The 23,459-nt window shown below is 39.7% G+C and carries 17 protein-coding genes; 11 read left to right on the top strand and 6 right to left on the bottom strand.

The annotated features are described in order from the left end of the window. Positions 1–166: 166 nt before the first annotated feature. The 3 genes from rpoB (at position 167) to AC1M9E_RS13020 (ending at position 9,147) form a co-directional block, all read left to right on the top strand. On the top strand, positions 167–4,255 hold the full coding sequence (gene rpoB, locus AC1M9E_RS13030; protein WP_481590119.1) for a DNA-directed RNA polymerase subunit beta: 4,089 nt from the start codon (positions 167–169) through the stop codon (positions 4,253–4,255). 144 nt (positions 4,256–4,399) lie between these two features. Next, positions 4,400–8,593 carry a DNA-directed RNA polymerase subunit beta' gene (rpoC, locus tag AC1M9E_RS13025; protein ID WP_035265945.1) on the top strand — a complete coding sequence of 1,398 codons (4,194 nt, stop codon included), beginning with the start codon at positions 4,400–4,402 and terminating at the stop codon, positions 8,591–8,593. A 197-nt stretch (positions 8,594–8,790) separates the two neighbouring features. Beyond that, positions 8,791–9,147 carry a DNA transfer protein p32 gene (locus AC1M9E_RS13020; protein WP_481607241.1) on the top strand — a complete coding sequence of 119 codons (357 nt, stop codon included), beginning with the start codon at positions 8,791–8,793 and terminating at the stop codon, positions 9,145–9,147. Positions 9,148–9,209: 62 nt separating this feature from the next. Here AC1M9E_RS13020 and AC1M9E_RS13015 read toward each other — a convergent pair whose 3' ends face one another. After that, the gene (locus AC1M9E_RS13015) at positions 9,210–9,698 is read right to left on the bottom strand and encodes a DUF4442 domain-containing protein (protein ID WP_035265952.1); all 489 of its coding nucleotides are present in this window, start codon (positions 9,696–9,698) and stop codon (positions 9,210–9,212) included. A gap of 124 nt (positions 9,699–9,822) precedes the next feature. Here AC1M9E_RS13015 and AC1M9E_RS13010 point away from each other — a divergent pair, with 124 nt between their 5' ends. The 6 genes from AC1M9E_RS13010 (at position 9,823) to AC1M9E_RS12985 (ending at position 16,050) form a co-directional block, all read left to right on the top strand. Beyond that, positions 9,823–10,701, top strand: a complete 879-nt coding sequence (locus tag AC1M9E_RS13010; protein ID WP_481607242.1) for an alpha/beta fold hydrolase — start codon at positions 9,823–9,825, stop codon at positions 10,699–10,701. 92 nt (positions 10,702–10,793) lie between these two features. Beyond that, positions 10,794–12,164 (top strand): Na+/H+ antiporter family protein, encoded by a 1,371-nt coding sequence (locus AC1M9E_RS13005; RefSeq protein WP_092766629.1) that lies wholly within the window; start codon positions 10,794–10,796, stop codon positions 12,162–12,164. 309 nt (positions 12,165–12,473) lie between these two features. Then, positions 12,474–13,058: an OmpW/AlkL family protein gene (locus tag AC1M9E_RS13000; RefSeq protein WP_488224856.1), complete on the top strand. Its 585-nt coding sequence runs from the start codon at positions 12,474–12,476 to the stop codon at positions 13,056–13,058. 131 nt (positions 13,059–13,189) lie between these two features. After that, positions 13,190–13,537 carry a lysozyme inhibitor LprI family protein gene (locus tag AC1M9E_RS12995; protein ID WP_035265964.1) on the top strand — a complete coding sequence of 116 codons (348 nt, stop codon included), beginning with the start codon at positions 13,190–13,192 and terminating at the stop codon, positions 13,535–13,537. A 92-nt stretch (positions 13,538–13,629) separates the two neighbouring features. Continuing rightward, positions 13,630–15,549 carry a molecular chaperone HtpG gene (htpG, locus tag AC1M9E_RS12990; RefSeq protein ID WP_180028982.1) on the top strand — a complete coding sequence of 640 codons (1,920 nt, stop codon included), beginning with the start codon at positions 13,630–13,632 and terminating at the stop codon, positions 15,547–15,549. A 219-nt stretch (positions 15,550–15,768) separates the two neighbouring features. Further along, complete coding sequence (locus AC1M9E_RS12985; protein WP_481607244.1) at positions 15,769–16,050, top strand: hypothetical protein; 282 nt, start codon at positions 15,769–15,771, stop codon at positions 16,048–16,050. Positions 16,051–16,111: 61 nt separating this feature from the next. On the opposite strand, the gene AC1M9E_RS12980 is transcribed toward AC1M9E_RS12985, so the two are convergent. Both AC1M9E_RS12980 and AC1M9E_RS12975 read right to left on the bottom strand, forming a co-directional pair. After that, on the bottom strand, positions 16,112–17,308 hold the full coding sequence (locus tag AC1M9E_RS12980) for a hypothetical protein (protein ID WP_488224855.1): 1,197 nt from the start codon (positions 17,306–17,308) through the stop codon (positions 16,112–16,114). 428 nt (positions 17,309–17,736) lie between these two features. After that, positions 17,737–18,450, bottom strand: coding sequence for a DsbA family oxidoreductase (locus AC1M9E_RS12975; RefSeq protein WP_035265969.1), 714 nt, complete (start codon positions 18,448–18,450; stop codon positions 17,737–17,739). Positions 18,451–18,748: 298 nt separating this feature from the next. On the opposite strand from AC1M9E_RS12975, the gene AC1M9E_RS12970 reads away from it, so the two are divergent. Next, positions 18,749–19,543: a hypothetical protein gene (locus AC1M9E_RS12970; RefSeq protein ID WP_481607246.1), complete on the top strand. Its 795-nt coding sequence runs from the start codon at positions 18,749–18,751 to the stop codon at positions 19,541–19,543. A gap of 54 nt (positions 19,544–19,597) precedes the next feature. Here AC1M9E_RS12970 and AC1M9E_RS12965 read toward each other — a convergent pair whose 3' ends face one another. Continuing rightward, entirely contained in the window at positions 19,598–20,593 is a 996-nt protein-coding gene (locus AC1M9E_RS12965) for an Lnb N-terminal periplasmic domain-containing protein (RefSeq protein ID WP_481607247.1), read from the bottom strand. Between the two features lie 256 nt (positions 20,594–20,849). Between AC1M9E_RS12965 and AC1M9E_RS12960 the strand changes: the two genes are divergently transcribed. Further along, a complete protein-coding gene (locus AC1M9E_RS12960; protein ID WP_481607248.1) occupies positions 20,850–21,359 on the top strand; it encodes a hypothetical protein in 510 nt (169 codons plus the stop codon). Positions 21,360–21,454: 95 nt separating this feature from the next. Here AC1M9E_RS12960 and AC1M9E_RS12955 read toward each other — a convergent pair whose 3' ends face one another. Then, on the bottom strand, positions 21,455–22,198 hold the full coding sequence (locus AC1M9E_RS12955; protein ID WP_481607249.1) for a hypothetical protein: 744 nt from the start codon (positions 22,196–22,198) through the stop codon (positions 21,455–21,457). An 83-nt stretch (positions 22,199–22,281) separates the two neighbouring features. Then, the gene (fadA, locus tag AC1M9E_RS12950) at positions 22,282–23,454 is read right to left on the bottom strand and encodes an acetyl-CoA C-acyltransferase FadA (protein ID WP_035265978.1); all 1,173 of its coding nucleotides are present in this window, start codon (positions 23,452–23,454) and stop codon (positions 22,282–22,284) included. Between the last annotated feature and the right edge of the window lie 5 nt (positions 23,455–23,459).

Raw genomic sequence — 23,459 nt, 5'->3', positions numbered from 1 at the left:
AAAATCAAACGCTTACCAATATTTTTCCATGTTTAAAAATATTGTTAAGCGTTTTAATACCACTGAACATTGCAGCATTTGAACAAAGTGGTGGTCATATCGACCTGCGTAATTCCTTCTAGACCCGTTCTGCAGGCGGGTTTAGTTTACTTTCCGAGGACTCCAGATGGCATACTCATATACCGAAAAGAAACGGATCCGTAAGAATTTTGGTAAATTGCCCCAAGTGATGGATGCTCCGTACCTGCTCGCGATTCAAGTCGACTCGTACAGAACGTTCCTTCAAGATGGCAAAACACCAAAAAACCGCGAAGATATCGGTCTCCAAGCCGCATTTCGTTCAGTTTTTCCAATTGAAAGTTATTCTGGGAATGCTGCTTTAGAATTCGTTGAGTATAGCCTTGGTAAACCAGAGTTTGACGTTCGCGAATGTATTCTTCGTGGCTCAACTTATGCGGCACCAATGCGCGTAAAAATTCGTTTGATCATTAAGGATCGCGAAACGAAATCAATTAAAGACGTACGTGAACAAGAAGTGTACATGGGTGAAATGCCACTTATGACACAGAATGGTACGTTCGTGATCAATGGTACTGAGCGTGTAATCGTATCTCAATTACATCGTTCACCTGGTGTGTTCTTTGATCATGACAAGGGTAAGACGCATTCAAGTGGTAAGGTGCTTTATTCAGCACGTATCATTCCTTACCGTGGTTCATGGTTAGACTTTGAGTTTGATGCTAAAGATTTAGTATACGTTCGTATTGACCGTCGTCGTAAGTTACTTGCGACTGTGATTCTTCGTGCCTTGAACTATACAAACGAACAAATTCTAGACATGTTCTATGAAAAGGTTCCTGTATATCTAGACATGGGCAGCTATCAAATTGACTTGGTTCCAGAGCGTCTGCGTGGCGAAATGGCACAATTTGATATCACAGACAATGACGGTAAGACAATCGTTGAGCAAGGTAAACGTATTAATGCGCGTCATGTTCGTCAAATGGAAGCTGCAGGCTTAACTAAACTTCCAGTACCTGATGAATATTTATATGAGCGTATTACTGCTGAAGATATTACATTACACAATGGTGATGTGATTGCTGCAAACACGGTTCTTAGCCATGAAGTTATGGTTAAAATCGCTGAAGGTGGCGTTAAGCAATTTAACGTACTTTATACCAACGATATCGATCGCGGTTCATTCGTAGCTGATTCATTACGTGCTGATACGACTTCTGGTCGTGAAGAAGCACTTGTAGAAATTTACAAGGTAATGCGTCCAGGTGAGCCACCAACGAAAGAAGCTGCAGAAAACTTATTCAATAACTTGTTCTTCTCTTCTGAACGTTATGATTTATCACCAGTCGGTCGTATGAAGTTCAACCGTCGTTTAGGTCGTCCTTACGAAGTGGGTACAGATCAGAAGTCACGTGAAGTTGAAGGTATTCTTTCAAACGATGACATCATTGACGTATTAAAAACACTGGTTGAAATCCGTAACGGTAAAGGTGAAGTCGATGATATCGACCACCTAGGTAACCGTCGCGTACGTTCTGTTGGCGAAATGACAGAAAATCAATTCCGTGTTGGTCTAGTTCGTGTTGAACGTGCTGTGAAAGAGCGTTTATCACAAGCAGAGACAGATAACTTGTCTCCACAAGACTTGATCAATGCAAAACCAGTAGCGGCTGCAATCAAAGAATTCTTTGGTTCAAGCCAGTTATCTCAGTTCATGGATCAAAACAACCCATTGTCTGAAATTACACACAAACGTCGTGTATCAGCATTAGGTCCAGGTGGTTTAACACGTGAACGTGCGGGCTTCGAAGTACGTGACGTACATCAAACTCACTACGGTCGTGTTTGTCCAATTGAAACGCCTGAAGGTCCAAACATTGGTTTGATCAACTCATTATCTGTATATGCGAAAGCGAATAGCTTTGGTTTCTTAGAAACTCCATATCGTAAAGTTGTTGATGGCCGTGTAACGGATGAAGTTGAATATTTATCAGCAATTGAAGAAGTAGGTACTGTGATTGCACAGGCCGATTCTCAATTGGATAAAGATGGCAACTTAACAGAAGAGTTCGTATCTGTTCGTCACCAAGGTGACTTCGTACGTATGCCGCCAGAAAAAGTAACGCACATGGACGTATCTGCTCAGCAGGTTGTTTCTGTGGCTGCGTCACTGATTCCATTCCTTGAACACGATGATGCGAACCGTGCATTGATGGGTTCAAACATGCAACGTCAGGCTGTTCCTACGCTGATTGCTGACAAGCCTCTTGTTGGTACAGGTATGGAAGCGAACGTGGCGCATGACTCAGGCGTGTGTGTGATCGCGAAACGTGGTGGACGTATTGAATACGTAGATGCATCTCGTGTCGTTATTCGTGTGAATGAAGATGAAATGGTTGCGGGTGAAGCAGGTGTAGATATCTACAACTTGATCAAGTACACACGTTCGAACCAAAACACATGTATCAACCAAAAAGTGCTTGTGAACCTAGGCGACAAAGTTGGTCGTGGTGATGTACTTGCTGATGGTCCATCAACTGATGGCGGTGAATTGGCACTTGGTCAAAACATGCGTGTCGCGTTCATGACTTGGAACGGTTATAACTACGAAGACTCGATCTTATTATCTGAGCGTGTTCTTCAAGAAGATCGTTTGACGTCTATTCACATTCAAGAACTCTCTTGTGTCGCGCGTGATACTAAACTTGGTTCAGAAGAAATTACTGCTGATATCCCGAACGTAGGTGAGGCTGCACTTTCTAAGCTTGATGAATCAGGTATTGTCTATATCGGTGCTGAAGTAACTGCTGGTGACATCTTAGTTGGTAAAGTAACACCTAAGGGCGAAACGCAGTTGACTCCTGAAGAAAAATTGCTTCGTGCAATCTTTGGTGAAAAAGCAGCTGATGTGAAAGACTCTTCACTTCGTGTTCCATCTGGTACGAAGGGTACAGTTATCGACGTTCAAGTGTTTACTCGTGATGGTATCGAGAAAGACGAACGTGCTCAAGCGATTGAAAAAGCTCAACTTGATGCATACCGTAAAGATTTGAAAGAAGAATACAAAATCTTCGAAGAAGCTGCACGTGAGCGCGTTGTACGTTTGTTGAATGGTCAAGAGTCTAATGGCGGCGGTACAACAAAACGTGGCGATAAGTTAACTGATGAAGTTCTTTCAAATCTAGAACTTGTTGATCTACTTGATATCCAACCAGTAGATGAAGGCATCGCGGAGCGTTTAACTCAAATTCAAGTATTCTTGAAAGAGAAGAGTCTTGAAATTGATGAGAAATTCGCTGAGAAAAAACGCAAGCTTTCTACAGGTGATGAGTTAACAACTGGCGTATTGAAAGTTGTTAAAGTTTACCTAGCAGTAAAACGTCGTATTCAGCCTGGTGATAAGATGGCGGGTCGTCATGGTAACAAAGGTGTTGTATCAAACATCTTGCCAGTTGAAGACATGCCACATGATGCGAATGGTGTTCCAGTAGATATCGTATTGAACCCACTAGGTGTACCTTCACGTATGAACGTGGGTCAGATTCTTGAAACTCACTTGGGTATGGCTGCGAAAGGTCTTGGTGACAAGATCGATCAAATGTTGAAAGAACAACGTACTGTACTTGAACTTCGTGAATTCTTAGACAAGATTTACAACAAAGTTGGTGGCGAGCAAGAAGATCTTGATAGCTTAACTGATGATGAAATCTTGGCACTTTCAGGCAACCTCCGTAAAGGTGTTCCACTTGCAACACCAGTATTTGACGGTGCCGAAGAAGGTCAAATCAAAGAGTTATTAGAACTATCTGGTCTTTCACGTACTGGTCAGACAGTACTGTATGATGGCCGTACTGGTGAACGTTTTGACCGTCCTGTAACTGTAGGTTACATGTACATGTTGAAATTGAACCACTTGGTTGATGACAAGATGCATGCGCGTTCTACAGGTTCTTACTCGCTTGTAACGCAACAGCCGCTTGGTGGTAAAGCACAATTCGGTGGTCAGCGTTTCGGTGAGATGGAGGTCTGGGCACTCGAAGCATATGGCGCAGCTTATACACTTCAAGAAATGCTGACTGTGAAGTCGGATGACGTTGAGGGTCGTACTCGTATCTATAAGAACATTGTAGATGGTAACCATTATATGGACCCAGGTATGCCTGAATCGTTCAACGTATTGACCAAAGAGATCCGTTCTTTAGGTATCAACATTGAACTGAAAAATGGTGACTAAATCCCCCTCAATCCCCCTTTGATAAGGGGGAGACTAACCCCTCTTTAAAAAAGAGGGGTTAGGGGAGATTACCAATTCAGTTAAAAAACAATATTTGTGACCCAGTTGTGAAGTGAAAATCTCCACAACACACGGAGAAAAAAATTGAAAGACTTGCTCGATATCATGCGCAAAAAGACGGATTCAGACGGTCATGCTCCTGTAGAGTTTGATCGCATCCGTATTGGTCTTGCGTCACCAGAAATGATTAAGTCATGGTCTCATGGTGAAGTTAAAAAGCCAGAGACAATTAACTATCGTACGTTCAAACCTGAACGTGATGGTTTATTCTGTGCCAAAATTTTTGGTCCAGTAAAAGATTACGAATGCTTGTGTGGTAAATACAAGCGTATGAAATACAAAGGCGTCATTTGTGAAAAATGTGGCGTTGAAGTAACAACTGCGAAAGTTCGTCGTGAGCGTATGGGTCACATTGAGCTTGCTTCACCAGTTGCACACATTTGGTTCTTAAAATCACTGCCTAGCCGTATCGGTCTTCTTTTAGACATGACGCTACGTGATATCGAACGTGTATTGTATTTCGAATCTTACGTTGTAACAGATCCTGGTATGACGCCATTTGAGAAATACCAACTTCTGAATGACGAAGAATACTTCACAGCATTAGAAGAGCACGGTGATGAATTCACTGCGAAAATGGGTGCTGAAGCAGTTCAAGATTTGTTGAAAGACATCGATCTTGAAGCTGAGATTTCTCGTTTACGTGAAGAAATTCCAAATACAACTTCTGAAACGAAGCTTAAGAAAGCATCTAAGCGTTTGAAGTTAATGGAAGCGTTCAAAGAGTCGAATAACAAACCAGAATGGATGGTGTTGACTGTACTTCCAGTACTTCCACCAGATCTTCGTCCGCTTGTACCACTTGAAGGTGGTCGTTTCGCGACATCTGATTTGAACGATCTTTATCGTCGTGTGATTAACCGTAACAACCGTTTAAAGCGTCTTCTTGATCTAGCTGCTCCAGATATCATCGTACGTAACGAAAAACGTATGTTACAAGAGTCTGTAGATGCATTGTTAGATAACGGTCGTCGTGGTCGTGCAATTACTGGTTCGAACAAACGTCCTCTTAAATCTTTGGCAGACATGATCAAAGGTAAACAAGGTCGTTTCCGTCAGAACTTACTTGGTAAGCGTGTTGACTATTCTGGTCGTTCGGTAATTACTGTAGGTCCTACTTTACGACTTCACCAATGTGGTCTTCCTAAGAAAATGGCACTTGAGTTATTCAAGCCGTTTATTTTCGCGAAATTACAAGCGTCTGGCCAAGCAACTACCATTAAAGCTGCGAAGAAAATGGTTGAGCGTGAGACTCCAGAAGTTTGGGACGTTCTTGCATCTGTGATTCGTCAACATCCAGTGATGTTGAACCGTGCGCCAACACTTCACCGTTTAGGTCTTCAAGCATTTGAACCTGTATTGATCGAAGGTAAAGCGATCCGTCTACACCCACTCGTATGTGCTGCGTTCAACGCCGACTTCGATGGTGACCAAATGGCGGTACACGTTCCATTAACACTTGAAGCTCAATTAGAAGCTCGTGCGTTAATGATGTCAACGAACAACATCTTGTCTCCAGCAAACGGTGAACCAATCATCGTTCCATCGCAAGACGTTGTCTTAGGCTTGTATTACATCACGCGTGATGCAATCAATGCCAAAGGTGAAGGCATGGTGTTCGCGGATACTCATGAAGTAAACCGTGCGCTTGCAACAGGTCAAGTTGATTTACATGCTCGCGTTAAAGCTCGTGTACATCAAACTGTGATCAATGAAAATGGTGAGCGTGAGCAACAAACTATTATCGTTGATACAACGCCAGGCCGTTGTTTACTTTGGGAAGTTGTGCCAGAAGGTTTAAGCTTCGAGCAAATCAACGTTGAGATGACCAAAAAGAACATCTCTAAATTGATCAACTCTTGCTACCGTAAGCTAGGTTTGAAAGATACTGTTATTTTTGCTGACCAATTGATGTACCTCGGTTTCCGTCAAGCAACACGTTCAGGCGTGTCTGTTGGTATGGAAGACATGGTGATTCCACCTGCGAAGTATTCAATCATCGAGAAAGCTGAAGTTGAAGTTCGTGAAATTGAGCAACAGTTCGAACAAGGTTTCGTAACTGCCGGTGAACGTTATAACAAAGTTGTCGATATTTGGGCACGTACAAATGACCAAGTAGCGAAAGCGATGATGGATAACTTGTCTTACACGACTGTTAAGAACAAACAGGGCGAAGATGAGAAACAAAAATCATTCAACTCCATCTACATGATGTCTGATTCTGGTGCCCGTGGTAGTGCAGCACAGATTCGTCAGCTTGCAGGTATGCGTGGTTTGATGGCAAAACCGGATGGCTCGATTATTGAGACACCAATTAAAGCGAACTTCCGTGAAGGTTTGACAGTACTTCAGTACTTCATTTCAACACACGGTGCGCGTAAAGGTTTGGCCGATACAGCATTGAAGACAGCGAACTCGGGTTACTTGACACGTCGTCTTGTAGACGTAGCGCAAGACTTAGTGATTACTGAGCCAGATTGCGGTACTTTTGACGGTCTCGTAATGACGCCATTCATTCAAGGTGGTGATGTTATCGAGAACTTAGGTACTCGTGTGCTTGGTCGTGTATTAGCTGAAGATGCGAAGCGACCAGGTTCTGATGAAGTAGTACTGCCACGTAATACACTCATCGATGAGAAACTTGCAAACTACCTAGAAGAGCAAGGTGTCGATGAAGTTAAAGTGCGTTCAGTAGTAAACTGTGCATCTACTTTTGGTGTATGTGCGAAATGTTATGGTCGTGACCTTGCACGTGGTCACTTGGTGAATCCAGGTGAATCAGTGGGTGTAATGGCTGCTCAATCCATTGGTGAGCCAGGTACACAGTTAACGATGCGTACATTCCACGTGGGTGGTGCTGCGAGCCGAACTTCTGCTGCGAACAGTGTTCAAGTACGTAATGCAGGCTTTGTCCGTTTCCATAATGTGAAGACAGTTCAACACGCTAAAGGTCACTTAGTGTCTGTTTCTCGTTCTGGTGAGATTGGTATCACTGATGACATCGGTCGTGAGCGTGAGCGTTATAAACTTCCTTACGGTGCCTCAATCTTGATTAAAGATGGTGGTGCGGTAGAAGCTGGCGGTATTGTAGCGACTTGGGATCCGCATACGCATCCATTGGTAACAGAAGTTGCTGGTAAAGCACGTTTCAGCCAAATCGCTGATGGTGTAACTGCAACCTCGAAAACAGATGATGCAACTGGTATGACGACAGTTGAAATTTTACCTGTAACGTCTCGTCCAGCTTCTGGTAAAGACTTACGTCCAGCGATTGTATTAGATACAGTTGATGGTGGTGAACAGTTCTACTTCTTACCACAAAATACAATTGTGACTGTCCGAGATGGCGAAACAATTGGTGTGGGTGATGTAATTGGTCGTGTACCTCAAGAAACTTCACGTACTCGTGATATTACCGGTGGTCTTCCACGTGTAGCTGACTTGTTTGAAGCACGTAAGCCGAAAGAACATGCGATCCTTGCAGAAGTTTCAGGTGTTGTAAGCTTTGGTAAAGAAACTAAAGGTAAGAATCGTTTGGTGATCACACCGGATGATGGCTCAGAGATTTACGAAGAGTTAATTCCTAAGTGGCGTACGATTAACGTGTTTGAAGGTGAGCATGTTAACCGTGGTGAAACGATTTCTGATGGTCCGCAAAATCCACATGACATCTTACGTTTGAAAGGCGAAGTTGCACTTACGAACTACATCGTGAATGAAGTTCAAGACGTATATCGTCTCCAAGGTGTAAAAATCAACGATAAGCACATTGAAGTCATCGTACGTCAAATGTTGCGTAAAGTTGAGATCATCGATGGTGGTGATACAAGCTTCATCAAAGGCGAGCAAGTGGATTACATCCGTGTTGTCCAAGAAAACCAAGCAGTACTTGCTCAGAACAAGTTCCCTGCGAAGTTTGAACGTCAATTGATGGGTATCACGAAAGCTTCACTTTCTACTGACTCGTTCATTTCTGCTGCATCGTTCCAGGAAACAACACGTGTGTTAACTGAAGCTGCTGTAACAGGTAAAGAAGATGATTTACGCGGTCTAAAAGAAAACGTGGTTGTTGGTCGCTTGATCCCAGCGGGTACAGGTTTGGCTTACCACTTAGAGCGTCGTCGTCAAGAAGCAGAAGCTGCTGAACACGAATTGGTTAATGACTTCTCTGAAGTTGACCAAGCGTTCTCACAAGCATTAAATGAAGATCAGTTTTAATCTAAACTGAATTAAGAAGGCACCTACGGGTGCCTTTTTTTATTGAGTTTGATAATGTGAATTTGAGGCTAAATATCTATTTTGAAAAAAACTCTTTACAAATAGCATCATTTTCGCGTTGTCTTGTAACAGAAATTGAAAATTTTATTCTCTAGATCGCGATATGCTTATATAAATAGACAAAGAGGGACATCAAGATGAAAAAGTTAACAGCTGTCATGGCGATGGTAACCGTATCTACAATGCTACTTGTAGGTTGTGAAAGCATGACGCCGAATCAACAGCGTATTGGTGCAGCTGCTGCAGGCGGCGCACTTGGTGGTGGTGTTGGTAATAATGTTGGTGGTGGTGTTGGTGCAACGCTTGGTGGTGGTGCAGGTGCCGCTGTAGGTAGTAAATCTCAAGGGGGCTCAGATCGTAATGCCACTTATAGTGGTGTAGGCGGTGCAATCGGGTCTGCAGTCGGTAAAAGTATTTTTGGTGGTAACTCTGGCGCTGCAATTGGTGGTGCAATTGGCGGCGGTGCAGGAGCAGCGATAGAGCAAAAGCGATAGAACAAAATAATCGTTAATTTGCTAAAGTGATAAAAAAAAGCGCTCATAGAGCGCTTTTTTTATTAACGGAAACGTGTGGCTTTTGCCTTCTTGCGACGGATATACACAGTTTTGTGAACTTCTGCGATCCGTAAGCCTGATTCATCCATAATATTCACAGTATAGTTACGGTAAACAGGAGCATGATTGCTAGCGAGCTCTTTGATGAGTTGTATTTCACTGGAATCAATGCGGATATCTGCATAAACAGTGCTACGACCAGGAGTTAAAAAATCGATGCTTGCAGCCTTATCCCAAACAATATATTTATCACCTAAGTGATACATGAGTAATGTCATATAGAATGGGTCAACCATAGAATAAAGGCTACCGCCAAAGTGGACACCCACAATATTTTTATTTTTTCGTGTAAGTGGCATTTTTACACGAATATGATGATTTTTTAAGTCGATTTTATCGATAGTAATGCCTGCGCCTTGAAAGGGTGCAAAGCTATTAAACATATACTTGGAGATTAACGGAATTGTCGTTAGCTTTTTCAAAATACTCATTTAGGTCAATTATTTTTATTTCATTAGTTAGCATACTAAAGTACAAAAAATATTCTGGCATTGATCGAAAATCATCGTAGACCAAGAAAACGGTCAATCAATAACAAAAAAGGTTGAGCATATTATGCAATTTGAATCGCATTGGATTAACACGACAGATCAACAAAAACTCTATGCTAAAACATGGGGAGATCGGAATAAGCCGGCATTGGTGCTTGTGCATGGTTATCCAGACAATCAAGAAGTATGGGAACCAATCATTTCGAATTTAATCGAAGATTATTTTGTTGTAACTTATGATGTGCGTGGCGCTGGTCAATCGAGCGTACCGAAAAAGATTCGCGCTTATGCATTAGCTCAACTGTCTTTGGATTTGGAGAGTGTGGTAAATCATCTGTTGCCAAATCGAAACTTTCATGTGGCAGCACACGATTGGGGCTCAATTCAAACATGGGAATCCGTAACTGAATCTAAATTTAAAGGTCGTATTCTTTCATATACCACTATATCTGGACCATGCTTGGACCATGCTGCTTATTGGATGCGTGAACAATTCAAACATCAAAAACCAAAGTTCTTTAAGCAATTGATTAAGTCTTGGTACATCGTACTATTTCAGCTACCCGTAGTTGCACCGACGATGTGGAATTTTCTCAATCCAGATCGCTGGGGCAAAATATTTGAAATTCTTGAAGATACAAAAGGCTTACCTGTAAACCAAAATATCTCTAAGGATGGTGAGTATGGTGTGGCACTGTATCGGGCAAACTTTATTCCACGTCTAACGATGCCTCGTCAACGTCATGCGATTTGCCCCGTTCAAGCGGTAGTCTTAAAACGCGATAAATATGTAAGTCCAGAGTTGATTGACGAAATTCCAAAATGGGCGACAGGTTTTGAACGTGTTGAGCTAGATGCGAATCATTGGGCTGTTTTAAGTCGTGCCCAAGAGATCGCATCGTATATTAAAAAATTTGCAAAAAAAAATGCGCAAGGCGAATAGAATCTGACGAGTGAAGGTATCAACCCCTGATGAGCAGATTTATTACAAACAAATTCTGATAAAATAGTTTTTTTGTCTGATTCCTATTTCTTATGTTTGCAATTCTTGCTGCCATTGGGGTCATGTTTGGCCTCTCTTTGGCTCGTGTGCCTGTGGTATTTGCACTGATCATTGGTGCTGTAACAGGAGGCCTATTGGCTGGTCTTGGTTTACAAGGCACTATGGAAGCGTTTAATGGTGGTTTGGGCAAGGGTGCCCAGATTGCTTTAGCTTATGGTGTACTTGGTGCATTTGCCTTAACTTTGGCTCGTTCAGGTTTGCCAGATCTTCTAGCATATAAAATGATTAATTCACTTAAAGGTGAGGCTAATCTTAAAATACAAAATCGTGTCAAATATGCCATCTTTGCAACGGTTGCAATAGCGGCTGTTTGTTCTCAAAACGTAATTCCCGTGCATATTGCTTTTATTCCTGTATTGATTCCACCATTATTGATGGTATTCAACCATTTAAAGCTTGATCGACGATTGGTTGCATGTCTACTCACATTTGGTTTATGTGCAACTTATATGTTGATCCCAGTCGGTTTTGGTGCAATTTTCCTAAATGATATTTTAGGTCAAAACATCAATACTTTTGGTGAACCACTTGGCTTCCAAATTGATTATGATCAAATCCCTTCTGCGATGGCGATTCCTGTGTTTGGGATGTTCGTAGGTTTATTAATCGCAGTGTTTTATAGCTATCGTAAACCACGAGAATATCGTGACATTCATGTCGAAGAACAACCACAAAGCATTTCGGGTGAAATGGGTGTTCAAGAAGGTTCTGCGAGACCGGAGGTTTCTAAATTTACGATTTATATGGCGGGGGGTGCTGTTTTAGCAACGCTTGCAGTGCAATTGTATTCTGATTCGATGATTTTAGCTGGTTTAGTCGGTGTGGCGATCCTAAGTTGTGCAGGTATTTTCAAGTGGAAAGAAGCTGACGATGTCATCATTACTGGTATGCGTATGATGGCACTCGTGGGTTTTATTATGATCGCAGCACAAGGTTTTGCAGCCGTGATCGGCGCTACTGGTCAGGTTCCAACGCTAGTTGAGGCTTCAGTCGCATGGATTGGTGATAGTCAAGGTTGGGCAGCATTCTGGATGTTACTCATCGGATTGTTAATTACACTAGGTATAGGATCATCATTCTCCACAGTGCCAATTCTTGCAATCATTTATGTCCCATTATGTATTCAGTTTGGTTTTAGTCCAGCAGCAACAATTGCGCTCATAGGTACTGCTGCAGCTCTAGGTGATGCAGGCTCTCCAGCTTCAGACTCGACTTTAGGACCAACATCAGGCTTGAATATGGATGGTCAACATGATCATATGAAAGACAGTGTGATTCCGACATTTATTCATTTCAATATTCCATTGATGATTTTTGGTTGGATCGCGGCAATGGTCCTATAACTACATTTAAAAAATGATTGAATAAAAGGCGATTAATATAATCGCCTTTTTTTATTTTAAATCAGATTAAAATAGTAGGATTAAATAAAAAATTCCGAGTAAAATAATATGATCAATAGGTTATTTAAAATAATTGATGGTTTTATAATTGACTAAATTGGTATGATTTAAAATAAATTATTATTATAATCAGTTGTTTATAAATAAAATGTATTTTATTTAATTTTTGAGAGTTGCATATTAATTTTTGGCATGTTTATTATATTTAAATAGTGGTTTATTTAGATATTTCTTTCAGAGGTTATAATAATGTTAAATAAAATTGCACTGATTGTTTTAGTTGGGATGTCAGCAAATGCACTGGCAGGAGAGTGGCAACTTAAGGTAGGTGCATCTGCAATTTCTCCAACGCAAGATACCACTGTGACTGCTCTAGGAGGAGCTAAAGTGGAAGCCGATGATGAATTTGCTTTTACCCCTTCGGTGGAATATTTCTTTAATGATCAAATTTCTGCTGAATTATTATTAGCGACTCCAGTTCGCCATGATGTTTTGATTAATGGCGCTGATGCAGTGACGATTAAACATTTACCACCAACACTGACTGCGAAATATCATTTTAAAAATACCTGGGGATTTACACCTTATGTTGGTCTTGGTGCAACAGCATTTATTGCTTGGGATGAGCAAGGCGTTCAAAGTGTAAAAGAAGATTTTGGTTATGCAGCGCAGTTAGGTTTCAATTTCCAACCAGCTGATGCAAAAAACTGGGGTGTATTCGCTGACGTACGTTATGCAGATTTGAACCCTGAAGTGACTGTAGATGGAACAACAAAGTTCAAGCTAGATATAGATCCAGTCATCTATAGCATTGGTTACAGCTACAAATTCTAAAAATAAAGTTGCGCCTAGCCCTATTAATCAATAGGGCTTTTTTTATGTGTCGTACTATAACAGGTAGAAAATACCATATAAAAAAACAATTTTTTTCAATAATCTAGAAAGCTCATAACAGAGTAGTATGCATGAAGAACCAATTCATAAAACTCATCATTGTGCTGGCTGCATGTGGAAGTGTTCCAGTATTTGCAGCGAGTTTTGATTGCAAAAAAGCGCAGTCCGAAACTGAGAAAGCTGTTTGTGAACATCGTATCCTGAATGATGCAGATGTTAAAATGGCTGCCACTTATCAAATTCTTCGTCGTTTAGTACCGATGGGAATGCGATCAATCATTCAGAATGAACAAGTCAAATGGCTGGAATTACGTGATCAATGCCAAGCAAATTTGCAATGCTTAAATCATGTCTATCAAATGCGTCAGCAAAAACTAGAAATACATCTTGATCGAATTTACAAACAAGGTCCTTTTTAAAAAAAATTAATTTTGACCATTGAAAAAATTAGAAGCTACACCATTCATTAAGCATTCAAAAAAATTGTTTTGATGTGTTTAAGGAGTAGTTTATGAGCGAGCAGAATACACAAAAACATAGTTTCCAAGCGGAAGTTGCTCAGCTTTTACATTTAGTGACGCATTCACTTTATTCAAATCCAGAAATTTTCCTTCGTGAGCTAATTTCAAACGCTTCAGACGCATGTGATAAATTACGTTTTGAAGGGATTAATCATCCTGAATACTATGAAAATGATCCAGATTTACGTGTACGCGTACAATTGGATAAAGATAATAAAACCATCACCATTTCAGACAACGGTATTGGTTTAAGCCAACAAGAAGCTATTGATAATTTGGGTACGATTGCTAAATCTGGTACTAAAGACTTTATGTCTAAATTAACCGGTGATCAAAAGTCAGATGCACAGTTAATTGGTCAGTTTGGTGTCGGTTTTTATTCTGGCTTTATTGTCGCTGATAAAATCACAGTTGAATCACGTCGTGCAGGGGCTGAAGCTTCAGAAGGTGTACGTTGGATCAGTGGTGGTACAGGCGAATTTGAAGTTGAGCAAATTACAAAAGAAGGTCGCGGTACAGATATTATTCTACACTTGCGCGAAGACGCATTAGATTATTTGCAAAGTTATAAAGTAAAGCAAATTATCAATAAATATTCAGACCATATCAGTTTACCAATTCAAATGGAAAAAGAGGTATGGCAACAAGAAGAAGCAGCTGAGGGCGAAGAAGCGAAACCAGGCCAGTATGTCAAAACGGGTGAATGGGAGGCGATCAATTCTGCCAGCGCATTGTGGACACGTAGTAAGAATGACATTACTGAAGAACAGTATATTGAGTTTTATAAAAACTTAAGTCACGACTTTGAAGCACCTATTACATGGGCGCATAACCGTGTAGAAGGGAGCACTGAATATACGCAATTACTGTATATCCCAAGTAAAGCACCGCACAACATTTTCTCACGTGAAGCGAAAGCAGGTATCAAGCTCTATGTGAAACGTGTCTTCATCATGGATGATGCAGATAATCTCATCCCGAACTATTTACGATTCGTACAAGGTGTTGTGGATAGCGCAGACTTACCGTTGAATGTGAGTCGTGAATTACTTCAAGAAAGTCGAGATGTTAAAACCATCCGTGAAGGTAACACACGTCGAATCTTAACAACTTTAGATACTTTAGCTAAATCTGAAGATGAAGCAGATCAAGAGAAATTTAAGAAGTTTTATGCTGAGTTTGGTTCTGTCTTAAAAGAAGGTTTGGGTGAAGATTTCACCAATCGTGACCGAATTTTGAAGCTTCTACGCTTTGCAACTTCAAACAATGATGAGGTCACCACTTCATTGGCTGACTACAAAGCAGCAATGAAAGAAGGTCAAAAGGCGATTTATTATGTAACGGCGGAAAGCTTAGCCGCTGCTAAAAACTCGCCACAACTTGAATTATTCAAGAAAAAAGGCATCGATGTTCTGCTAATGACTGAACGTGTAGATGAATGGGCAATGGAATTTGTTCATGAGTTTGACGGGACACCAATGCAGAATGTCGCAAAAGGTGCTGTAGACTTAGGTGATTTACAGGATGCTGAAGAGAAAAAAGCATTAGAAGCGGCGGCTGAGCAGTTTAAACCTGTGGTTGAAAAGCTGTCTGAGTCATTAAAAGACAAAACCAAAGAAGTGCGCGTAACCACTCGTTTGGTTGATTCTCCAGCGTGTCTGGTGACGGGTGAAGGCGAGTTGTCTCCACAGTTGATTCGCATGTTAAAACAGGCAGGTCAAGCAGTCCCAGAAAGCAAGCCAATTTTAGAGATTAACCCTGAGCATCCATTGGTGAAAAAGTTGGATGGTTCAGCACAATTTGACGATCTTGCAAATGTGATTTTTGATCAAGCGATGATTGCGGAAGGTGGTTTACCAGAAGATCCAGCTGCATATTTAAAACGCATTAACAGCTTATTATTGAAATAAGCGCATATTTTAAATTGTGATCCAAAGCCTATCTTCGGATAGGCTTTTTTATGCAGCGCCGTCGTAGGATGTAAAAGGAACTATTTAAGCTTTGGGTTAAAATAGATAAATTTTTTCGATGTTAATGATAAAAAAATACGTCCAAGTTTTGATTTGGAAAACATATTAAACAATAATAATTAATCTATAATAGCGATCATTAAATATTGGGAATATTCTATGAAAACTTCAATGATGCTCGCATTTAGCATGTTTTGTCTGAGCTTAACCAATGTCTCTTATGCAGAACAAGATGTGAAAAAAATTGTTCGAAATGATCGTGTAACCGTAGTGAAGCATCAAATTCCACAGTTTGATATTAATTCTTTTGTGGATAGTAAACGTATCGCACGCACAGATCGTGTCGGTTATGTTTTACCTAAAACTGAAGCTGAAGTGGCGCCTAAAAAAACACGTATTACACGTAATGATCGTATCGTGATTCAAAAGCCTGTCATTTGAGAATCTAAGATCCAAAAAAAGCCCATCAGTGATGGGCTTTTTTTATGACTATTATCGAGCGCTAAAATCTAGCTTCAAGACGAACTAAAGCACGAGGATAGTGTGATCGATCTTCACGCTTATCATTAAAATAGTTAAGGTCACCTTGAACAAAGAACCATTCGCGGAATAAGGGTTGGCGCCACGAAACAAAAGGTCCCCAACTGTTCATACGTAAATCATCGTTATTGTAATAACCACCCACATACATACCGTAGTTAAAGCGGTTATCATGGAAAAACTGATGTTGGCGATAGGTACGATTATCCCAAGTCCAATCATCATCCTGCTCATCTGCATAAGTTAGATAAAGCTGATTTGAAATAAACGCTTCATTTGGACGTGCGTGGGTGAGTTCCAAATTGGTTCTTAGATAATTTTCACTATCTATACCATAACGATAGATTTGTTCAGCATGAAAGGAAAAATCATTCCCGAGAGTCCAATCTTTTTTTGCCTTCAAGCGGGCATAAATGTCATCTCCAGATCGAATACCTAAATCAGCATCTAAATCGAAAGGTAACTTATCAGACAGTTGTGACCAACGTAATGCGATCGAACTGTTATCTTCACGGATTCGCTTAGTGTCGACATTTTTGTCGGGATCAGCAGCGGGATTTTCATTGGTAATGGCAATATTGTTGTCAATTTCATTATCCAGTGAATCATCACCAAAGACTAAACTTAATTTACGCTCTAAGGTTGGTAAGTCGATTTTACCGCGTATACGTGGCTTGAATTCGTAATCATCATACTTATTCCATTTATTATCAAAGATTACACGTAGCGTTGCTTTGGCGGTTTCATCTTCATAACCTTCACCAAACCAACCATCGATTCGCTGAGCGGTTCGGTCTGCCCAGTGGCGAATCGATTTTTGACGTCGGTCAATCCATGATAAATCTTCAGTCGCTTGGGTCGGGGCGTATATTCTTTTATTGGATTGTTCAGGGAATAGTGTGGGGGTTGAATCTACCATGCGAGGAACGTAGTTAATCCAACCTAAGCTATTTTCATCCGATGTTGGCCAATCTTTTTGTTGAAATTCTAAAGGATAGTCTAAAGTAGGGAATTCGCTACTGACACTGATTTCATCTGTTTGATAAGGATCAGTCAAGTGATCTATCTGATCTTGGCTATACACGAAAGTACTTAAAAAGCTACAACTTAAGACAAGACTTAAGGTTGACGATTTGAACTGCTGCATGATTCTTTTCATATTCGCTCTAAGTCATTTTCATTGTTAAGCCGCTGAATTTATTTATAAAATTAAAAATGGGCTTAAGCATCGTGATATTATTAAAAATCAATGTTTGATCTATTCTAATGAATTGTTCAACAAAATTCACAATAAACAACAATGAAATTAAAGTGATTTAAAATTGGAACAGATAATGAGAAGACTTGAAACTGAAATAATTTTATTAAATGATTGTTTTATAGATAAAAAAAGACCTCCTTGGGGAAAGAGGTCTATAAAAATTTACCATGTATAGAGTCATGCAGTGAATCTATACATGAAGTATATTAAGTTCCGATTCACTTGAATAGGCTTGTTTATGCAACGCTGAATTCTATTTTTATAACAGTCTAAATATAGCTTAAGTCATGCAACCTTAAGCCAGTATTTAGGTTCTCGAAGATGTTTTATGATTTGCTTGGTGGCACGTCACAATGTTCATCAGTACAAGTTTCTGCATCTTCAACAGTGGGTTGATCTGTTTGTTCATTGGCAGTCGTTAATACTTTGTTGATCACATCTTGGAAGACTTGAGTCGGTTGAGCACCAGCCAAAGCCACACGCTGATCGAATACAAAAAATGGTACGCCAGTCACTTTTAATTGATCACGTGCAAGTTCTTCATCAAATTGGACAAAATCGGCATATTGATCAGAATCCAAAATATCATCCACTTCAACTGGATTTAAACCAATGCGCGAAGCAACATCTTCGAGAGTTTCACGCTCGCCAATGGCTAAACCTTGGGTCATATAGCTATAAAAAAAGGCTTCTTTTGCTTCCGAACCCAATCCTAAGCTTTGTGCATGATGAATAATTCGATGGGCGTTGAATGTATTTCCTGAGTTGGCATTTTCCCAATTGAACTCGATGCCTTCTGCTTTTGCCATTTCCGCAATATTGCGTTGCATTTCTTCAACTTCAGCGACAGTACGCCCATATTTTAATGCTAAACGTTCGCTATTTGAGACTTCTTGACGTGGCGGTGCATCAGGATCTAGCTGAAAACTGTGCCAATGGACTTCAAGTTCTACACCAGTTGCAGCAGCTGCTGCTTCTAAACGTTTTTTTCCGATATAGCAAAAAGGGCATACTACATCTGACCACACATCTACACGCATAAAAAATCTCTAATCATCATTTATGAATCTATAGTGTGGGCAATGACAACAAAATTAAAGGTCTAAATCTGAAACGCAGAGTTTCAACCCGCTATGTTTCTGTCGAAAATATGAATATTGCGTAATAAATTATTGAAACTTGATCACAGAATCACGAATAAATCGACAAAATCACAGCAATATCCACTAAATTCATTCCTATTTCTGCTTAAAAAATATGCTATACAATACACATCATGTGCTTGTCATTGTTCGCAAGTGATTCATTACTCAAACAAAAAAAGGATAGGAGTTTGAGATGCGCGGAATTTTAGCTGTGGTTATCGTCATGGTGACCTTATTATTTGGTTATTGTGCCTACGCGCAAAATGAAAAAAATGATGAAGTGCAACGTCAACAATTTGATTTGGTGATGACGGAAAAAATTGAGCAGCTTTATGTTCAAGCGAAGGATTGGAAAACCCCTCTGAATTTTAAAGTTGAAGATGAGCGTTTGAATGGTGACTATAAAGTACTTTCTGAATTTATTTTGAAGTATTGGGTAGACAATATTGAATCACGAAATATGTATTTACGTGAGTTAGATCAAGCCAAGTGGGATGAGTTTCTGAACGTTCGGCGCCTAGAATTAGATAAAAAGAATAAATACCAAGACACTGAAAAGATGTTTGTCCAAGTGAAGAAAATTCAATCTGAATATCAAACGCGTGACCAACAAATTTATGCGACAGCTTTACAAGCGCTTGATGCTTTGGAGATGAAAGCAGACTTGCGTGAGCCAATGAAAGAAAAGTTAAAATTCAGCCGACAGCATAATAATGATCAAGCTTTGTTTGCTTTAGAACTTAAGATCACAAAAAAAGCTGAAGAAATGTTTGAGTTTTTGAAGAATCATGACTGGCAACGCCGTAACGAAATGATCCTATTTAAAAGTGATCTCAGTGTGAATCGCTTTAACGAGTTATATCGCGAATTAAATCAATTACAACGCGAAATTGATCAGTTAAAAAATCAAAATGCCGAAGTGATTGAAGCACAAACAGTGAATCAAAGTCCAAGTTCAGAGCCTGCTGTTCAGGAAGAAACGCAATAAACAAACTTTCTTGGTTGTTTCTTTCAGCGTGGTTATAAAAAATGGACGCATGCTTTACTCACGGAGTAAGGCAGAAAAGGCTTTACTTGAAAGTAAATGTACATCATGAACATGCTCAATTTTAGGATTAATATGTGCTTTTTCTTTCCATTGATTTAAAGTAATACCATTATCGAGGACTTTTTTGTCATATAAATAGTTTGGAATTAAACCTGGCAATGTCACGCGATAATCTCGTGGAATTTGTCCTACTGCATGTTCTAATAAATCAAACAAGATGGTCGTACAATTACTAATATAGGTGTTATACCAAACTGGGGTATGATTTAGCCGATTGGCTTTGTTCAGGAATTCTAAAAACAACATCTGAATTTCGGTTTGATTCATTTGAATTGGATAAATATAGACATCTTCTTCGCGAATATTTGAGCGGGTATAAATCAAATCATTTTCATCACCTACGACCAGTGCCAATTCATACTGCCGAAAAAACCCGCCAATGGTGGAAAATCCTTCATCTTTTTCCTGACGAACTTCTAAAGAAAAAGCGAGATGTTCGCCATCATCAAAACCAAATGTAATAAAAACATGCGCAATAGGACCTTGCATAAAATGTGATACCACTAAATCTATACGATCTAACTTTTCTAAATCGTATTGTCGTGTTTCCCACCGCATCACGTAGTCTTTATCACTGTGCCAAATAAAATTTCTGACATTCTGTAATTCCACTTTGCCATCTTTGAATTGGAATTGAATAATTTTGTCGGTTTCATCCTGCCAAACGCGATCATTGCGTGGTTCTAAGGAAAAAAAGCTATTCATGGCAATCAAAAAAATAATCAAATACGCCCATGTGAAATAGGGCTTATAGCTGTGTTGCTTGAAATGGAATATCCCTGTAATGATGGCAAGTCCAACCCAAAACAAGATCAGTGCATAAGTGAAAATGGTATTAACAGGCTGATGTGTCCAAATGAATAAGATTGCCCAGAGTGATGTGAGACATAAAAATATAACGAGTAGGCTGTTTTTTATTTTAGTTTTCATGGCTGATGGATATGTATGAGTTTTCTATTTTTATAATGAATTGAAGTTAAGCTTTGAAGTCCATATTTGTAAAATCAGACCGAGTCTTGAAATTCAGTTGCTTAGCAAAACTTTTAAAAAAAACTTGAAACATTTATCTGAGTGCTGATGAATACGTAAATAAATTGGTGTAGTTTAATTAAAGAATGGATCTATTTGTTTAGTTATTCTTGTTTCTTGATGCTCAATTTGAACGATGCATGTCAGAGTCTTACTTATGACTAATTCTAAATTATGTTTGATGTTCGGTGTGATCTCAGCCTTGCTGATGAGTTTGTCTCATGCTGAAGATGTTGCAAGCCTGCCTTCAATTCAATTGATGGCGGACGATGACTTACGTGATGAAGTTGTGACGACTGTTACACCTTTTCAAGAGGATCAAAAGGTGCGTCAATCTTTGCAACATCAAGTGATCAAAAAAGAGCAGAATATTCAAAATGCTGCTTTAGAGCAAAGTTCACCTGCACTGAATATTCAACCGAAAACTCCAGTGCCTGATATGAGTCATCTATCACCTTTACAGCAGCAGTATGTTTTGTCTGTTGCAGCAGGTTTACAGTCGAATGATCCGAGTTCAGGCATTTTTAGAATGTTGGAGCCTTTAGGGATTGATCGGGACAAAGCATTGACTCATATCCAACAGGGTGCAGGCGCGATTCCAATGACCTTTGATGAGCAACGTTTAAATCAGTTGTTGGGTGATGGATGGCGGAGTAATCTAAAATAAAATTTGATTTCTAAAGTATAAAAATCCCGCAAACAGCGGGATTTCTTCTAGTCACGTATCTAAACTTAAACACGTTTGATAATTTGCAAATTATCTTAAAGCCTAGGTAAATTATAGTAGATTAATTCACATGAATTTAAAGTGTTAAGATCTAAATTGATATTTTGTTGAGCAGATACATGGTTGCTCAAGTGTTGATTTTGTTGAGCACTAAAGCCCAAAAAAGAATTATAACCTTCAATTTGAATTTTATATTTCTGAATATTAAGGTTCAAATTTTGAGTTAAGCAATACTGCTTTAATGAGTATTCTCTCTTATTATCAGATAGCGTAAAATTTATCTTGTGAGTAACAGTATCAATAACATAAATAGAATGTTTGTGTGAGCCAATATTAATTTTTTGTTGATGAGTTGGATTAGCTTGTACCGTACCGTTAAATAGAAATTCTTTGATAACTGGCTTGCCAATGACTTCATTTATTTTGATCAGAGCGAAGTTTGTAAGCGTGATAAATTGCGGGGAAAATAACCTCCAAACAAAAAATAACACAAACCCTGTAAGAAGTATAAATATAAAATAATTCATGAATTTATTAATTTTTTTATAACGGAATTTTTTGCGATTCTCCTCAATTTCTCGGACATAAAACTGATTGATAACAACAAGAAAAATGGGAGTTAAAAAAGTAATAGCCAGTCCATAAGCAATACTAGAAACTAATAGAGGATTAAAGAAAGGCAATTCATATTGATTTTCTAACTTCCATCCAAAATAGAAAATTATAAGACTGAGAACGATATAAAATACTGGATAGAAATATGTCTTTTTTTTCTTCATATTTATAAATTTTTTAACAAGATTTTTTTTTAGAGAAAAAACCCCGCATTAAGCGGGGTTTCTTTTGGTCACGTATTTAAAACTTAAACACGTTCGATCACAGTTGCGATACCTTGACCAAGACCGATACACATCGTCGCAAGACCGATTTGTGTATCTTGTTGTTCCATCACGTTTAACAACGTCGTTGTGATACGCGCACCAGAACAACCCAATGGGTGACCAAGCGCAATCGCACCACCGTTTAAGTTCACGATGTCTTGTTTGTCATGTAAACCTAGACCTTTCAATACTGAAAGACCTTGAGCAGCAAATGCTTCGTTTAACTCAACAGTCTGAATGTCACCAATACTCAAGCCAGCACGTTTCAGCGCTTTTTGAGTTGCTGGAACTGGGCCATAACCCATGATCGCAGCATCACAACCTGCAACTGCCATAGATCGAATTACAGCACGTGGCTTAAGACCGAGTGCTTGCGCACGCTCAGCAGACATCAATAACATTGCAGATGCACCGTCAGACAACGCTGATGATGTAGCAGCAGTCACTGTACCGCCTTTAGGGTCAAACACAGGACGCAACGCTTTAAATGCTTCAAGGTTCGCATCTGGACGAATCACTTCGTCTACATCACAAAGGATTTTGAAGCCATTTGCATCATGACCTTCAACACCAATGATTTCGTTTTTGAAACGACCTTCTTGAGTAGCAGCCCAAGCACGACGGTGAGATTCAACACCAAAAGCGTCTTGCTCTTCACGGCTAATGCCATTCATACGACCTAACATTTCAGCAGTTAAGCCCATCATGTTAGATGCTTTTGCATAATGTTTAGATGCTTGTGGGTTCAAGTCGATACCATGCATCATGCCAACGTGGCCCATGTGCTCAACACCACCGATGATGAAGATATCACCTTGGTTTGTCGCAATTTGAGCAGCTGCGGTATGAATTGCTTGCATTGAAGAACCACAAAGACGGTTAACAGTTTGACCTGCAACAGTTTTTGGTAAGTCTGCCAATAACACGATGTTACGACCGATGTTCATGCCTTGCTCTAGAGTCTGGTTCACACAACCCCAGATCACATCTTCAACTTCGTTCACATCAAACTGGTTACGAGCAACCAATGCACGAACTAATTCAGCAGATAAGTTATCGGCACGTACATTGCGGAACATACCATTTTTGGTTTTACCCATTGCTGAACGTACGCCATCAACGATGACAACGTCACGTGGATTTAAAGTAGCCATTCACG

The organism is Acinetobacter sp. 24-47-47, assembly GCF_057737035.1.
The sequence above is the reverse complement of the archived record's forward strand: the minus strand, read 5'-3'. Positions and strand labels throughout refer to the sequence as shown.

What these genes read in the sequence shown, in the direction of transcription:
- AC1M9E_RS13020 (WP_481607241.1), top strand. Translation starts at nt 8,791, where the DNA reads ATGAAAAAGTTAACAGCTGTCATGGCGATGGTAACCGTATCTACAATG.
- AC1M9E_RS12955 (WP_481607249.1), bottom strand. Translation starts at nt 22,198, where the DNA reads ATGAAGAAAAAAAAGACATATTTCTATCCAGTATTTTATATCGTTCTC.
- AC1M9E_RS13015 (WP_035265952.1), bottom strand. Translation starts at nt 9,698, where the DNA reads ATGAGTATTTTGAAAAAGCTAACGACAATTCCGTTAATCTCCAAGTAT.
- AC1M9E_RS12970 (WP_481607246.1), top strand. Translation starts at nt 18,749, where the DNA reads ATGCGCGGAATTTTAGCTGTGGTTATCGTCATGGTGACCTTATTATTT.
- AC1M9E_RS12960 (WP_481607248.1), top strand. Translation starts at nt 20,850, where the DNA reads ATGACTAATTCTAAATTATGTTTGATGTTCGGTGTGATCTCAGCCTTG.
- AC1M9E_RS13005 (WP_092766629.1), top strand. Translation starts at nt 10,794, where the DNA reads ATGTTTGCAATTCTTGCTGCCATTGGGGTCATGTTTGGCCTCTCTTTG.
- AC1M9E_RS12985 (WP_481607244.1), top strand. Translation starts at nt 15,769, where the DNA reads ATGAAAACTTCAATGATGCTCGCATTTAGCATGTTTTGTCTGAGCTTA.
- AC1M9E_RS12975 (WP_035265969.1), bottom strand. Translation starts at nt 18,450, where the DNA reads ATGCGTGTAGATGTGTGGTCAGATGTAGTATGCCCTTTTTGCTATATC.
- AC1M9E_RS12995 (WP_035265964.1), top strand. Translation starts at nt 13,190, where the DNA reads ATGAAGAACCAATTCATAAAACTCATCATTGTGCTGGCTGCATGTGGA.
- AC1M9E_RS13000 (WP_488224856.1), top strand. Translation starts at nt 12,474, where the DNA reads ATGTTAAATAAAATTGCACTGATTGTTTTAGTTGGGATGTCAGCAAAT.
- AC1M9E_RS13010 (WP_481607242.1), top strand. Translation starts at nt 9,823, where the DNA reads ATGCAATTTGAATCGCATTGGATTAACACGACAGATCAACAAAAACTC.
- fadA (WP_035265978.1), bottom strand. Translation starts at nt 23,454, where the DNA reads ATGGCTACTTTAAATCCACGTGACGTTGTCATCGTTGATGGCGTACGT.
- AC1M9E_RS12965 (WP_481607247.1), bottom strand. Translation starts at nt 20,593, where the DNA reads ATGAAAACTAAAATAAAAAACAGCCTACTCGTTATATTTTTATGTCTC.
- rpoB (WP_481590119.1), top strand. Translation starts at nt 167, where the DNA reads ATGGCATACTCATATACCGAAAAGAAACGGATCCGTAAGAATTTTGGT.
- AC1M9E_RS12980 (WP_488224855.1), bottom strand. Translation starts at nt 17,308, where the DNA reads ATGAAAAGAATCATGCAGCAGTTCAAATCGTCAACCTTAAGTCTTGTC.
- htpG (WP_180028982.1), top strand. Translation starts at nt 13,630, where the DNA reads ATGAGCGAGCAGAATACACAAAAACATAGTTTCCAAGCGGAAGTTGCT.